The organism is Brachybacterium sp. UNK5269 (genome assembly GCF_049266655.1).
Lineage (GTDB): Bacteria > Actinomycetota > Actinomycetes > Actinomycetales > Dermabacteraceae > Brachybacterium.
The window spans coordinates 964,059-977,392 of the sequence record NZ_CP184883.1; the positions used below are offsets into that span (position 1 = coordinate 964,059).

Annotated in this window: 14 protein-coding genes; 3 read left to right on the forward strand and 11 right to left on the reverse strand. The window is 72.3% G+C overall.

Annotated elements, in window-relative coordinates; translation table 11 throughout:
- Nucleotides 1-33 precede the first annotated feature (33 nt).
- Entirely contained in the window at nucleotides 34-516 is a 483-nt protein-coding gene (locus ACOJUI_RS04390; RefSeq protein WP_422116885.1) for a CarD family transcriptional regulator, read from the reverse strand.
- Between the two features lie 253 nt (nucleotides 517-769).
- Here ACOJUI_RS04390 and ACOJUI_RS04395 point away from each other — a divergent pair, with 253 nt between their 5' ends.
- Nucleotides 770-1,270: a hypothetical protein gene (locus tag ACOJUI_RS04395; RefSeq protein WP_422116886.1), complete on the forward strand. Its 501-nt coding sequence runs from the start codon at nucleotides 770-772 to the stop codon at nucleotides 1,268-1,270.
- Between the two features lie 76 nt (nucleotides 1,271-1,346).
- On the opposite strand, the gene ACOJUI_RS04400 is transcribed toward ACOJUI_RS04395, so the two are convergent.
- Nucleotides 1,347-2,036 (reverse strand): response regulator, encoded by a 690-nt coding sequence (locus ACOJUI_RS04400; RefSeq protein WP_422116887.1) that lies wholly within the window; start codon nucleotides 2,034-2,036, stop codon nucleotides 1,347-1,349.
- 1 nt (nucleotide 2,037) lies between these two features.
- Nucleotides 2,038-3,396 (reverse strand): sensor histidine kinase, encoded by a 1,359-nt coding sequence (locus ACOJUI_RS04405; protein ID WP_422116888.1) that lies wholly within the window; start codon nucleotides 3,394-3,396, stop codon nucleotides 2,038-2,040.
- 164 nt (nucleotides 3,397-3,560) lie between these two features.
- Here ACOJUI_RS04405 and phoU point away from each other — a divergent pair, with 164 nt between their 5' ends.
- The gene (gene phoU, locus ACOJUI_RS04410) at nucleotides 3,561-4,241 is read left to right on the forward strand and encodes a phosphate signaling complex protein PhoU (RefSeq protein ID WP_422116889.1); all 681 of its coding nucleotides are present in this window, start codon (nucleotides 3,561-3,563) and stop codon (nucleotides 4,239-4,241) included.
- A gap of 117 nt (nucleotides 4,242-4,358) precedes the next feature.
- Here the strand turns inward: phoU and ACOJUI_RS04415 are convergent, their stop codons facing one another.
- The 8 genes from ACOJUI_RS04415 to ACOJUI_RS04450 all read right to left on the reverse strand — a co-directional run bounded on the left by ACOJUI_RS04415 (nucleotide 4,359) and on the right by ACOJUI_RS04450 (nucleotide 12,460).
- Nucleotides 4,359-4,724: a DUF4235 domain-containing protein gene (locus tag ACOJUI_RS04415; protein ID WP_422116890.1), complete on the reverse strand. Its 366-nt coding sequence runs from the start codon at nucleotides 4,722-4,724 to the stop codon at nucleotides 4,359-4,361.
- A gap of 52 nt (nucleotides 4,725-4,776) precedes the next feature.
- A complete protein-coding gene (locus ACOJUI_RS04420; protein ID WP_422116891.1) occupies nucleotides 4,777-5,826 on the reverse strand; it encodes an LCP family protein in 1,050 nt (349 codons plus the stop codon).
- A 36-nt stretch (nucleotides 5,827-5,862) separates the two neighbouring features.
- Nucleotides 5,863-6,768, reverse strand: a complete 906-nt coding sequence (trmB, locus tag ACOJUI_RS04425) for a tRNA (guanosine(46)-N7)-methyltransferase TrmB (protein WP_422116892.1) — start codon at nucleotides 6,766-6,768, stop codon at nucleotides 5,863-5,865.
- A 5-nt stretch (nucleotides 6,769-6,773) separates the two neighbouring features.
- On the reverse strand, nucleotides 6,774-7,202 hold the full coding sequence (locus ACOJUI_RS04430; protein WP_422116893.1) for a ubiquinol-cytochrome c reductase iron-sulfur subunit: 429 nt from the start codon (nucleotides 7,200-7,202) through the stop codon (nucleotides 6,774-6,776).
- 77 nt (nucleotides 7,203-7,279) lie between these two features.
- Nucleotides 7,280-7,846, reverse strand: a complete 567-nt coding sequence (gene def, locus ACOJUI_RS04435) for a peptide deformylase (protein ID WP_422116894.1) — start codon at nucleotides 7,844-7,846, stop codon at nucleotides 7,280-7,282.
- On the reverse strand, nucleotides 7,843-9,081 hold the full coding sequence (locus tag ACOJUI_RS04440; RefSeq protein ID WP_422116895.1) for a YhjD/YihY/BrkB family envelope integrity protein: 1,239 nt from the start codon (nucleotides 9,079-9,081) through the stop codon (nucleotides 7,843-7,845). The genes def and ACOJUI_RS04440 overlap by 4 nt, the downstream gene beginning before the upstream one ends.
- A 98-nt stretch (nucleotides 9,082-9,179) precedes the next feature.
- Nucleotides 9,180-11,726: a glycoside hydrolase family 65 protein gene (locus tag ACOJUI_RS04445; RefSeq protein WP_422116896.1), complete on the reverse strand. Its 2,547-nt coding sequence runs from the start codon at nucleotides 11,724-11,726 to the stop codon at nucleotides 9,180-9,182.
- Nucleotides 11,723-12,460 (reverse strand): HAD family hydrolase, encoded by a 738-nt coding sequence (locus ACOJUI_RS04450; RefSeq protein WP_422116897.1) that lies wholly within the window; start codon nucleotides 12,458-12,460, stop codon nucleotides 11,723-11,725. Before ACOJUI_RS04450 ends, ACOJUI_RS04445 begins: the two co-directional genes overlap by 4 nt.
- 139 nt (nucleotides 12,461-12,599) lie before the next feature.
- Here ACOJUI_RS04450 and ACOJUI_RS04455 point away from each other — a divergent pair, with 139 nt between their 5' ends.
- A complete protein-coding gene (locus ACOJUI_RS04455; RefSeq protein ID WP_422116898.1) occupies nucleotides 12,600-13,259 on the forward strand; it encodes an SRPBCC domain-containing protein in 660 nt (219 codons plus the stop codon).
- The last annotated feature ends 75 nt before the right edge of the window (nucleotides 13,260-13,334 follow it).

Genomic DNA, 13,334 nt, shown 5'->3' on the forward strand with positions numbered 1-13,334 from the left:
GGATCGCTGCGGGAGGCATGGAGCGGGGCCGGCTCAGGAGGCGAGGACCTCGTCGAGGATGGTCTCGGCGTTGGCCTCGTCGGTCTTCTCGGCGAGGGCCAGCTCGGAGACCAGGATCTGGCGCGCCTTGGCCAGCATGCGCTTCTCACCGGCGGAGAGCCCGCGATCCTGATCGCGGCGCCACAGGTCGCGCACGACCTCGGCCACCTTCTTGACGTCCCCGGAGGCCAGCTTCTCGACGTTCGCCTTGTAGCGGCGCGACCAGTTGGTGGGCTCCTCGGTGTACGGCTGACGCAGCACTTCGAAGACCTCGTCGAGGCCCTCCTTGTCGACCACGTCGCGGACGCCGACCAGGTCGACGTTGTCGGCGGGGACCTCGATGGTCAGATCGCCCTGGGCGACCTTGAGCTTGAGGTAGGTGCGGTCCTCACCCTTGATGGTGCGGGTCTTGACCTCTTCGATGAGCGCTGCACCATGGTGCGGGTAGACGACGGTCTCGCCGACGGCAAAGTTCATGTGGTGGGTCCCCTTTCCGCGTGCCAGTCTAGCATTGAGCCCCCGTGGTAAAATGCGCGGTTCCGCTCCGGAATCGCAGGTCAGGCGCGGTCCGCAGGGCTGCGAGGGGCGGCGGGGCCGAGGGCATCGGGCGGCGGCGACCCGGTCACCCCGGCCGGCGCATGGCCCGGGGCGACGCCCGCCGTGGGGTAATCTGTCAGAGCTGTCCCCGATCGTCCCCGCCGCCTTGGGCGGCACCGAAGAGGAGTCCTCCGTGCGCCGTCCCCGCCGTCTCGTGCTCTCCGCCGCAGCCCTGGGCCTCGCGCTCGCGGCCACCGGCTGCACGTATCTCAGTCCGGTGCAGACCCACGAGTTCTACCAGGCGGCCGACGGCACCAACGCCGTCGTCGAGCTGGACGGCGCGGCCCAGGCGGGCGTGCGCAACGCGGTGCTGGTCTTCGGCGAGGACGGCACGGCCACGTTCTCCGCGACGGTCGTGAACCATTCCGCGGAGGACATCACCGTCGAGCTCGAGGGCCTCTCCGAGGGATCCGCGGTCTTCTCCGCCACGGTCGAGGTCCCCTCTCGCGGCACCGTCCGGCTCGGACCCGGCGAGGACTCCCAGCAGACGGTGCCGGTCACCGCGGACGGAGTCCTGCCCGGCTCGGTGCTGGAGCTGAGCGTCTCCGTCGGCGGCGAGTCCACCACGATCTCGCTGCCCACCTTCGAGGACAACCTCAGCCACTACCAGACCGAGGCTCCCACCGCCGGCTGACCCACCACGCACGAGAGCGCCCTCGCAGCCCGGCTGCGGGGGCGCTCGTCGTCCCGGAGGCGGCGCGAGGTGCGGCTCAGCTGCCGGACTCGAACTTGTACCCGAGGCCGCGGACGGTCACCAGGTGCACGGGGCTGCGGGGATCGTCCTCGATCTTGGCGCGCAGCCGCTTGACGTGGACGTCGAGGGTCTTGGTGTCGCCCACGTAGTCGGCGCCCCAGACCCGGTCGATCAGCTGACCGCGGGTGAGCACCCGGTCCACGTTCCGCAGCAGCATCTCCAGCAGCTCGAACTCCTTCAGGGGCAGGGCGACGTCGTGGCCGTGCACCTGCACCACGTGACGCTCGACGTCCATGGTGATGTTCCCGGCCCGGAGGGTGGTCTGCTCCGCGGCGTCCGCCGAGTCCTGGCCGCGGCGCAGCACGGCCTTGATCCGGGCCAGCAGCTCCCGGGAGGAGTAGGGCTTGGTGACGTAGTCGTCGGCGCCCAGCTCGAGGCCGAGCACCTTGTCGAACTCGTCGTCCTTGGCGGTGAGCATGATGACCGGCACGCTCGAGGTGCGCCGGATCTCACGGCACACCTCGGTGCCGCTCAGGCCGGGCAGCATCAGGTCCAGCAGCACCAGGTCGGCGCCGTGGGTGGTGAAGATCCGCACCCCGTCGGTGCCGTTGTCGGCGACCGCGACCTCGTAGCCCTCCTTCCGCAGCGAGTACGACAGGGGATCCGAGAAGGACTCCTCGTCCTCCACGATCAGGATGCGCGTCATGTCAATTTACCTTTCCCGACCTGCGGTCGGAGGTCATGGTGGATGGATCGCGGTGGGGGCCCGCGGGCCGGCCGGCCCGGGAGGGCCCGGTGGTGCCGGTGGGTCCGTCCCCGGGTGCGCTCGAGGGGACGTCGGCGCCCGCCTCGGCGCGCGGTCCCGTCTCCGGGGAGCGCGGATGGGCGGAGGCCTCGACCGGGCGGGCGCCCACGGTGATGGTCTCGGTGCGGCCCATCTCCGGCAGGCGCAGGGTGAAGGTGGAGCCCTGTCCCGGCATCGACCAGGCGGTGACCTCGCCGCCGTGGTCGGTTGCGATGTGCTTGACGATGGCCAGGCCCAACCCCGAGCCGCCGGTGGCCCGGGAGCGCGCGCGGTCCACCCGGAAGAAGCGCTCGAAGACCCGCTCCAGGTGCTCCTTGCTCAGCCCGATGCCCTGGTCGGTCACCGAGATCTCGACCATCCCGCCGTCGCGGCGCACCGCGACGCCGATCCTGGTCATCGGATCGGAGTAGGTGATGGCATTGGAGATGAGGTTCGACAGCGCCGTGGTGAGCATCGCGGCGGAGCCGAAGACCCGCAGCCCGTCGGTGCCGCCGACGGCCACCTCGATCTTCGAGCCGAGGGCGAAGTTCCGGTTCAGGCCGACGGCCTCGGCGACCACCTCGTCGATCTCGACCGGCTCCGCATCGGGCAGGGCCGAGGCGCCCTGCACCCGGGAGAGCTCGATGATCTCCTGGACCAGATGGGACAGCCGCCGGCTCTCGGTCTGCATGCGGCCCGCGAAGCGGCGCACGGCGTCCGGGTCCTCGGCGGCGTCCTCCATCGTCTCGGCCAGCAGCGTGATCGCACCGACGGGGGTCTTCAGCTCATGGGACACGTTGGCCACGAAGTCGCGCCGGGTCTCCTCGACCCGCACCGCCCGCGTCAGGTCGTCGGCCAGCAGCAGCGCCCCGTGCTCCCCGAGCGCGCCGATCCGCACGTCGATCACGGCGTCCGAGTCGCCCTGGCTGGAACGGCGCAGGGTCAGCCGCTCGTCGCGGAAGCCGCCGTTGCGGCCGACGTCGGCCGCCAGGTCCATCAGCTCGGCGCTGGCCAGTCGCGGGTAGTCGCCCTCGGCGGCGCGCACGATCCCGTAGGAGTAGGCCAGCGGCGAGGCGCGCAGCACGTCACCGCTCGCATCGAGCACGACGTAGGCCGAGGAGAGGATCGCCAGCACCTCGGCCGTCGCATCCGGCACCACCTGCTCGGGCGCGGTCGGCGCGGCGCGGCGGCGCTGCTCCGAGCGGACGAGCGCCAGCGTCGCGGCGACTCCGATCACCAGACCGATCGCGCCGGCGAGCACGAGAAGGGCAGACAGGGGCACGTTCACAGCCTAGGCCCCTGTTCGCGGGTGCCCGGCCGGGGGCCCGCCCCGGGGTCAGGAGTTCATGAGGGCTACGCTTCGAGTTCACCGATCCGCGCCGTCCGTTCACCGGGTCCTGCGAGGATCGGTGGCGACGCCCTTTTCCCGGACTGAGGAGTACCCCCATGCGCGAGGCCTACCAGAGCGATCTTCGGCATCTGGTCGACGATCTGGTCGACATGGCCGAGATGGTCGGGACGGCCCTCGAGGATGCGACCCGAGCGCTGCTCGAGGGCGATCTCGCCCTGGCCGAGCGCGTGGTCGCCGCCGATCCCCATCTCGACGCCCGTCAGGTCGAGCTGGACACCAAGGCGATCGAGCTGCTGGCGCGGCAGTCCCCGGTCGCCACCGATCTGCGGCTGCTGGTCGCCTCGCTGCGCATGAGCTCCTCGCTCGAGCGCATGGGCGACCTGGCGGCGCATGTGGCCCTGGTGGCCCGACGCTCCCATCCTCAGCTCGCCGTCCCGGAGCAGCACCGCGCGCAGATCGCCCGGATGTCCGAGCTCGGCCTCGCCGCCGTCAAGGACGCGGCGCAGGTCATCGAGAGCCGCGATCTCGCCCTCGCCGCGCGGGTCGAGGAGGAGGACGACGAGCTCGACGACCTGATGCTCGAGATCTCCCGCGAGATCTCCCGCAGCGACGCCGCGGTCTACACCCACGGCCAGGTCATCGACCTCACCCTGCTGATCCGCTTCTACGAGCGGATCGGCGACCATGCCGTCTCCCTCGTGCGCCGCGTCGGCTTCCTGGTCACCGGCGACTCCCTGGACACCGTCCCCGGCACCGCCGAGGTCACCGAGTTCTGAGCGGTCCGCACCACCGAGACCGCGAGGGCGTCCCGCAGAACGCTGCGGGACGCCCTCGCGTCGTGGTGGCCGGGGGAGACGGCGGACGCCTCCGGGGGCCGGGAGCGGTGACCCGTCTCAGCCGCGGTTGGGCCGCGGCCGACGGGTGGTCAGGCGCTCCACGCCGGTCTTCGTGCCGCGCCGGGCCGCCTCCCGCAGCCCCTGCAGGACCACCCCGGAGACCGTGGCCCACAGCAGGATCTTCCACAGCGGCTGATCCTCCTGGGGATCGTGGAGGGCGGTGATCTCGGCGGAGGACAGCCCCTGCTTCTTCCCCTGCTTGCGGCGCCGGGCGACGTCCTTCTTCGAGGCCTTCTGGGCCTTCGTGGTGGGGGCGTCCTCGCCGAAGACGGCGCCCCAGCCGGCGGCCGCGGCCCGGGTGCCGAGCTGGGAGGCGACGATCCCGGCGATCGGGACGGCGATGGTCACGAGGGGATTGGCCACGGATTCCTCCTGAGGGTGGGCGGGGTGAGGGTGGTGCCGGCGGCGGCGAGGGTCAGTAGGTGCCGGCGTGCTGAGCGTAGTAGGTGCCCATGTCGTCCGTGCGCAGGGCCTCACGGAACACGTCCATCGCCTCCTCGTCGGTGCCCACCACGCTGGCACCGCCGCTGGTCATGTACGGGCCGGCGTGGGGGACCGAGAGGAAGAACAGGTCGTCGCTGCGCACCGAGCGCAGGGACAGTCCCAGCTCGACCATGGTGGTGGCGCCGAGCCCGTCATCGGTGGTCAGGAACGGGGAGATCGACGCGACGGTCTGGGCGAGCTTGCCGGGATCGCTGAGGGTCTCGGCGCTGATCAGCTTCGTCGCGATGCCCTTGAGCACCGCCTGCTGATTGCGGTTGCGCTGGAAGTCGCCGTCGGAGAACTGCTTGCGCTGGCGGACGAAGGTCAGCGCCTCGGCCCCGTCCATGGACTGCACGCCCTCGGTGAACTGGTGCCCGTCGGCCTCGAAGGTCATCGGGACCTGCACGTCGATCCCGCCGAGGGTGTCCACCAGCTGCTCGATGCCGTCGAAGTCGATGAGCGCGACATGGTCGATCGGCACCCCGACGTAGTTCTCGACGGTGGTCACCGCCAGTCCCACCCCGCCGTAGGCGAGGGCGGCGTTGATGCGGCCCTTCCCGTGGCCGGGGATCTCGACGTAGAGGTCGCGCGGGAAGGAGGTGATGTAGACGCTGCTGTCGTCGTCGGCCACGTGCACCAGCATCATGACGTCCGAGCGCTGCCCGGAGACGCCCTCGGAGGCGGCGTCCTCCTCGGAGCGCTTGTCCGAGCCCAGCAGCAGGAAGTTGCGTCCGCTGCCGTCGATCCGTTCGGGTCGCTCCCCGTCCGAGGCTCCGCGGGTGATGTCCACGACCGTGCGCTTCTGGTAGGACTGGTTCAGACCGCCCAGGTAGTTGCCGATCACCAGGCCGACACCCAGCAGCAGGGCCGCGACCAGCCCCAGGGCGATCAGTGCGGCGCGCCGACCGCGGCGGCGATCGGGATGCGGCTGGGAGTCGTCCTCCCAGTCGCTGGGGAGCTCGACGTCATCGGGCGCGTTCATACGGGCTCTCTCTCCGGGGGTGCCGTCCGGGGCTGTTCAGGCTCGCCGGACTGGTGGAGTCCCCGGGGCGTCGTGCGGGGACGGTGCCGGATGCCGTGGCACCCGGATGTATGCCAGGTCCCATATTAGGCGTCCGGCCTGGCGTCCCTTGTTCTCGAAGCTGGTCTTCACACGACCTTCGTAACGGGGCGCCCAGCCGGTCCGCGCCAGTCCCTCCGGCAGCCGGTCCGAGCTCTCGCCCAGGGGGCGGGGGCCGGTGGGGTGCAGCAGCGCGAGCTCGGGCCGCGCATCGAGCAGCCGCCGCATGTGATGGGCGTACTGCGCCCAGTCGGTGGCCAGGCGGAACGCGGCCCCGTCCGCCAGCAACGGCAGCACGGTGTCCAGGAACGGGGGGTTGATCAGGCGCCGCTTGTGGTGGCGGGCCTTGGGCCACGGATCGGCGAAGTACACCCAGAGCTCGGAGACGGAGCCCGCCGGCAGCATCGCCGGCAGGGCGCGCTGGGCGTCCAGCGGCAGCAGGCGCAGGTTCCGCGGCCGCTCGGCGCGGTCGATGCGGTTGAGGGTCTGGGCGAGCCCGGGGCGGTACACCTCCACCCCCAGGTGGTCCCGCTCGGGGTGCGCGACGGCGGCCGCGACGATGTTCTCGCCCAGTCCGCTGCCCACCTCGACCACCAGCTCGGCCCGCCGCCCGAAGGTCCTCTCGAGGTCGAGCCGGGCCTCCGGTCCGGGCAGGGTGTCGCGCTCGCCGCGGGGCGGGTCCAGCACGTAGGTCGCCGCCAGCCGGTCCCAGGCGCTCTGCCGGCTCGGGGTGAGCCGTTCGCCGCGGCGGACGAAGGAGACCACGTCGCGGCGGCTCTTCTCCTCGGCCGGGTCCGCGGCGCTCTCGCGCTCGGAGTCGTCGGTGGAGGGCTGCGGGGCCGCCGCGGGGGTGTCGGGGTGCATGGGGCTCAGACGTCGCGGCGGACGAGGCCGTCCTCGACCACCACCGGCACCTCGGGCAGGTGCCGGGTGGCGGGACCGACCAGGACCTCGCCGGTGCCGGCATCGAAGCGGGAGCCGTGGCAGGGGCAGTCGAGCTCGGTCTCCTCCTGGCGCAGCGCGCAGCCGTTGTGGGTGCAGTAGCCGGAGTAGCCGGTCAGCTCCTCGCCGGCGCCGCGCACCAGCAGCACGAACGGCTGCTGGCCGCCGAAGTTGACCAGGGTGCTCGCGTTCTCGGGGACCGAGTCGAGCGGGATCGTCCCGTCCTCGGCCCGCAGCGGGGCCGCGGTCCCGTATCCCTCGTCCTCGGGCGCGCAGGCGGCCAGGGCGCCGAGACCGGCCGCGGTGGCGGCGGGGAGCAGGAGGGCACGACGACGGGAGAGGCACGGGCGTTCCATCACCCCAGGATAGCCAGCGGGGCACCGCTGCGGCCCGCCTCCCCGGGCAGGTGTGATCGCTCAGACGCCGCGAGGTCTCAGACGTCGGCCGCCTCGACCTCGCGGGGATCCCAGGACAGCACGCCGTCCGCCCGCCAGCCGCGAGCGGTCACCGCGTCCAGCGCCTCGCGCCGCCGGGCGGGGGAGAGGCGGTCCAGGTACAGGGATCCCTCGAGGTGGTCCACCTCGTGCTGGAGGGCGCGGGCCAGGATGCCGCCCTCGTCCTCGAGACGGACCGCCCCGCCGTCCAGGTCGGTGCCGGTGACCCGGGCGCCGCGGTGGCGGGCGGTGGGGAAGCCCTCCCCGGGCACCGAGAGGCAGCCCTCGAGGGTCTCCTCGTCGAGCTCGATCCCGCCGAAGCGCTCCAGGGAGGGGTTGATGACCACCCCGCGGTGCTCGGTGCCGCTCGCGTCGGGGCAGGAGTAGACGAACAGGCGCCAGCGGGAGCCGACCTGCGGGGCGGCGAGCCCCACCCCGTCGGCGGCGTCCATGGTCTCGAACATGTCCGCGACCAGGGTGCGGAGCTCGGCGGTGACCTCGCGGACGCGGCGGGTGCGCTGCGCGAGGGCGCGGTGGCCGACGATGGTGATGGGGCGGACGGTCATGCGGACGAGGCTCCTGTGCTGGGGGGATCGGCGGGATCGGCGGGTTCGGCGGGTTCGGCGGCGCCGGGGTGGTCTTGGGGGTCGGCGGGGGACTCGCGCGGGTCGGGCTCCGCGGTGGGATCCGGACGGCTGGTGACCCGATGACGGGTCGGCGGGTTCACCGCGAGCGGGCTGCGGGAGTCCACGATCCACGCATCCCGTGCGCGGCGCAGCGGCTCGCCGGTGCGCGCCGCCTCGGCCACCGCGCGGCCCAGCTCCTCGGCGGTGCGGGCGTCGGCGGCCAGGAAGTCGAGGGTGTGGGTCGCATGCGGCTCCAGGGCGATGTGCTGCCAGGCGTCGAGCCCGGTGGCGATCTGGCGGGCGCGCAGGAACTCCGCGTCCAGGGCGGCGCCCGCGACCACCGTGATGTTGGCCAGCCACATCAGCAGCAGGATCGCGATCAGGCCGTTGAGGACGGTGAGCACCTCCGCGAAGCGCGTCGCGTAGACCATGAGCTGTCCCGCGATCAGCGCCGAGCCGAACAGCACCAGCACGCTCAGGGTCGAGCCCAGGGTCATCAGGCGGTAGCGGGGCAGGCGCACGTTGGGGAACAGGTAGTAGGCCAGCGAGACCCCGATGATCAGGATGAGCAGCAGCAGGGGCCACTTCACCAGGTTCCAGGTGGCGAAGGCGATGCGGGGGATGCCGATCAGGTCGCCGATCCGCTGGGACGCCTCGCCGCCGACGATGATCATGCCGATCGCGAGCAGCACCACCGCCACGACCAGCACCGTCTCGCCGAAGACGATGGTCCGGAACCAGAGGAAGGGCCGGCCCTCGCGGGTGTCGTAGACCCGGTGCAGGGCACGGTGGAAGGCGGCCACTCCGTTCGAGGCGGACAGCAGGGCGCCGAGGGTCCCCAGCAGCAGTCCCAGCAGGCCGCCGCTCGTGGAGGACACCGCCTGGATGGCGGTGAGGAAGGGGCGCGGGTCCAGGCTCGGGAAGATCTCGGTGATCATGCCCGACAGCGCCGAGAGGGTCTCCCGTTCGATGCCGATCAGCGACATCATCGAGACCACGGCGACCGCGCCCGGGAAGATCGACAGCAGCAGGTAGAACGTCATGGTCCCCGCCACGTCCCAGACCTGGATGTCCAGCAGCCGCATCCGCACCCGGTTCAGGACGTGCAGGACGCTCAGCCGGGGTCGAGACAGCTCGACCACCGGTCTGGGCCGACGGGGGCGGGATGAGGTCACCGTGCTGCTGCTCCGGGCTGGGGGTTCGGGCGCCCGAGCGGGCGCGGCTGGAGCCTAGTGCACCGGATGCGTCCGGGCCGGACGCCGCGGCGGGCCGGTCAGCTCTCCTCGATGATGTCGTCCGGATCGTCGGGCACCGCGTACTCCCAGGGGTCGTCGGGGTCCTTGGGGACGAACGAGGTCATGATCGAGCCGTCCGCGCGCTGGTCGCCGAGGCCGACGGGCCTGGCCAGCACCGCGTCGTCGAGGATCGGTCCCTGGTCCGCGAGCGCCACCGTGGTGCCCGCGGCGGTGACCGTGACCGTCCGACCGCGGACGGTCACCTCGATCTCGGATCCCGTCTCGAGGGTGAAGCTGATCTCCTCGCGCAGCAGGCGCACCCGGAAGCGGGAGCCGCGCAGGGTCAACGGGAAGCGCAGCTCGGGCCACTCGGCGGGCAGCCGGGGGTCGAAGGAGAGCCGGCCCTCGTCATGGCGCATGCCCCCGAAGCCGTGCACCAGCGCGTTCCACACACCGCCGGCGGAGGCGATGTGCACGCCGTCGGCGGTGTTGTGGTGCAGGTTCCCGAGGTCCACGAACAGTCCGGCGCGGAAGTAGTCCAGCGCCGCCTGCTGGTGGCCGACCTCGGCGGCCATGATCGACTGGACGACCGCCGAGAGCGAGGAGTCCCCGGTGGTGATCGGGTCGTAGTACTCGAAGTCCGCCCGCTTCTCCTCGGCGCTGAACTCGCTGCCGCGCAGGAACAGGGCCAGCACCACATCGGCCTGCTTGAGCACCTGGAAGCGGTAGATCACCAGCGGGTGGTAGTTCAGCAGCAGCGGGAACGCCGCGGCCGGGGTGGAGGAGAGGTCCCAGATCTCCCGCTCCAGGAAGCGGTCCTCCTGCAGATGGATGCCGAGGGCCTCGTCCTTGGGGATGAACATGCCGTCGGCGCAGGCCTCCCACTGCTCGAGCTCGAGCTCGTCGAGCTGCAGCTCCGCGGCCAGGACCGTGTAGGCCGCCTCGTCGCGAGCCCGCAGCTCGCGCACCGCCCGGGCCGCCCGACGCAGGTTGAAGCGGGCCATGACGTTGGTGAACATGTTGTTGTTCACCACCGTGGTGTACTCGTCCGGGCCGGTCACCCCGTTGATGTGGAAGCTCGCGTCCCCGTCGGCCGTGAGCCGCCAGAACCCGAGGTCCGCCCACATCCGGGCGGTCTCGACGAAGACCTGCACGCCGTCGCGGTGCTGGAAGTCGACATCCCCGGTGACGTCGACGTACTGCGCGAAGGCATAGGCGACGTCCGCGTCGATGTGGTACTGCGCGGTGCCGGCGGCGTAGTAGGCGGAGGCCTCGTCCCCGTTGATCGTGCGCCAGGGGAACAGCGCGCCACGCTGGTTCAGCTCCCGGGCCCGCTCGCGCGCCTTGGGCAGCATGTTGGTGCGGAACCGCAGGGCGTTGCGCGCCCAGATCGGCTCGGTGAAGGTCAGGAACGGGACCACGTAGATCTCGGTGTCCCAGAAGTAGTGCCCCTCGTACCCGGAGCCGGTGACGCCCTTGGCGGGGATGCCCCACTGGTCGGAGCGGGCGGCGGCCTGCGCGAGCTGGAACAGGCACCAGCGGGTGGCCTGCTGCTCGACGGGCCTGCCGGGCAGCTCCACGTCCGAGCGCCCCCAGAAGCCGGTGAGGTAGTCGCGCTGGTCGGTGAACTGCTTCTCGAAGCCCTCGTCGCGCACCCGGTCCAGGGTGCGACGGCAGCGGTCGAACAGCTCCCGATGGGGCACCGAGCGGGAGGAGTGGTAGGAGACGGCCTTGCGGACCGTCAGCGAGCTGCCCTCGTCGAGGTGGGCGCGGATCACCTGGCGGCCGAGATCGGGGGAGGTGTCCACCAGCTGCTCGACCGCGGCGTCGGACTCGATCTGGTGATCGGCGCCGACCGCCATGGTCATCCCCGACTGGGCCACCCGGTAGCCCAGCAGCATGCGCCGGTCGCTGTGCCAGTCCTGCAGCGGCTCCAGCACCCGGTGGCGGAAGTCGGTGGTCCGACGGGGATCGGCCTTGTCGGTGATCGGCACGCCGTCCAGGCCCTTGCCGAAGTCGTCCTGGAAGTCCTGGCGGTTGATGATCTGGGAGGAGATCGCGACCGGGGCGGAGCCCTCGAGCATCTCCACCTGCAGCGTCATCAGCGCGAGGTGCCGCTGGGGGAAGGAGACCATCCGCGAGGTGGTCACCCGCACCCGCTTCCCGGCCGGGGTGCGCCAGATCAGCCTCCGGTGCAGCACCCCCTCGCGGAAGTCGATCCAGCGCTCGTACTCCTCGAGGTCCGCGATCGACAGCAGCAGCGGCTCGTCGTCGACGTAGAGCTTCAGCACCGAGGAGTCCGGGACGGTGACCATGGTCTGACCGACGCGCGCGAAGCCGTAGGCCGACTCGGCGTGGTTGATGTGCCAGGTCTCGTGGAAGCCGTTGAGGAAGGTGCCGTAGCTCTCGGCGTCGCGTCCCTCCTCGGGGGTGCTGCGCATCCCCAGGTAGCCGTTGGCGGTCGCGAACAGGGTCTCCATCAGGCCCAGGTCGCCGTTCGGGCGCGACTCGACCAGGCGCCACTCGTCGACGGGCAGGTGGGTGCGGTCGACGGGGTCCGCGGGCACCGTGCGCAGGCGGGTCACGCGATCTCCTCGAGGTCCTGGACGACCAGGGTGGCGCCGGCGGCGGCCAGCTCGTCGGGCCCGGCGCCCCGATCCACCCCGATCACGGCGCCGAAGCCGCCGGCGGCCCCGGCCCGGACCCCGGAGACGGCGTCCTCGTAGACCACCGCCCGGGCCGGCGTCACCCCGAGCAGCGTCGCGGCGTGCACGAAGGTGTCGGGGGCGGGCTTGCCGGGCAGGTCCTCGTGGGCGGCCACGTTGCCGTCGACGATGTGCTCGAAGCGGTCCAGCAGACCGGCGCCCTCCAGCACCTCGCGGGCGTTGCGGGAGGAGGAGACGATCGCGAGCCGGGCCCCGGCGGGCAGGGAGTCGAGGTAGGCGACGGTGCCCGGGTAGGGGCTGACCCCCTCGGCGCGGAGCAGGGAGAGCACCAGGGCGTTCTTGCGGTTGCCCAGCCCGCTGACCGTCTCCGCCCCGACCGGCTGCTCGCCGGGATCGGAGGGGTCGCCCTCGGGCAGCAGGATCCCGCGCGCGGCGAGGACGGCGCGCACCCCGTCGTAGCGGGGGCGCCCGTCGACGTGGGTGAAGTAGTCCTCGTCGGTGTAGGGCTCCCGCACCCCCCGGGAGGTCAGGAACTCGCTGAACATCCGCTCCCAGGCGTGCATGTGCACCTGGGCGGTCGGGGTCACGACGCCGTCGAGGTCGAAGAGGTGCGCCGTGAAGTCGGCCGGTCGGAAGCGCGCTGCGTCAGTCACGCCGCCATGCTACGGGTCCCCCCGGCGCGGCAGCGCGGGCCGCACCGTGGCGCGGGAGGCGGGGGTCGGCTACCCTGCGAGGGTCCGTCCCCGCGCGTGCGCGCCGGTGCGGAGCGGTTCCGACCCCTTCGAGGAGAAGATGACTGTCACGGAGTCGCTGCCCGTGGTCGATGCGGTGCGACGCGAACTCGAGATCGACGAGCAGGTCCAGGAGCAGCGCCCCCGGGTGCGCGCCGTCCTCACCCTCACCACCAACATCGCGCTCGCCCCGGCCCAGCTGTGGCCGCTGCTGACCCGCCCGCAGGAGCTCGCCCGCTGGTTCGGGCCGGTCACCGGCGAGCTGCGCGAGGGCGGGCGCTTCCAGGCCCTGCGCGGTGCGGAGGGCAGGATCCTGCGGATCGAGGAGCCCCACCAGATCACCCTCACCTGGCAGCAGGACGGTGGCGAGGACCCGCTGCAGCTGCGGCTGGACCCGGAGGACGACGGCTCCACCTCGCTGCGCCTGCGGCACGCCGCCCTGGTCGACCGGGAGACCTTCACCCGGGTGGGGCCCGGCGGGATCGCGGTGCGCTGGGAGATCGCCCTGCTCGCGCTCGCCGCGCTGACCGACGGCTGGCGCGCGACCTGCCTGGAGCCGGCCCCCGCGCCGACCCCGGAATGGCTGCACAGCGCCGAGGGCGCCGCCTATGTCGGCGCCTGGTCGGTGCGGTGGGCGGCGCAGGCCATCGCGGCCGGCGTGGACGAGCAGACCGCGCGCCGCGGCGAGCTCGAGACCGCGCGGATGATCCTGGGCGGCTGAGCCCGGAACCGCGGGCGGCGCAGGCCCCAGCGGCCCGGCGTCCGGGGGTCGGCGCTCGTTGCCCGCTCCCGCCGC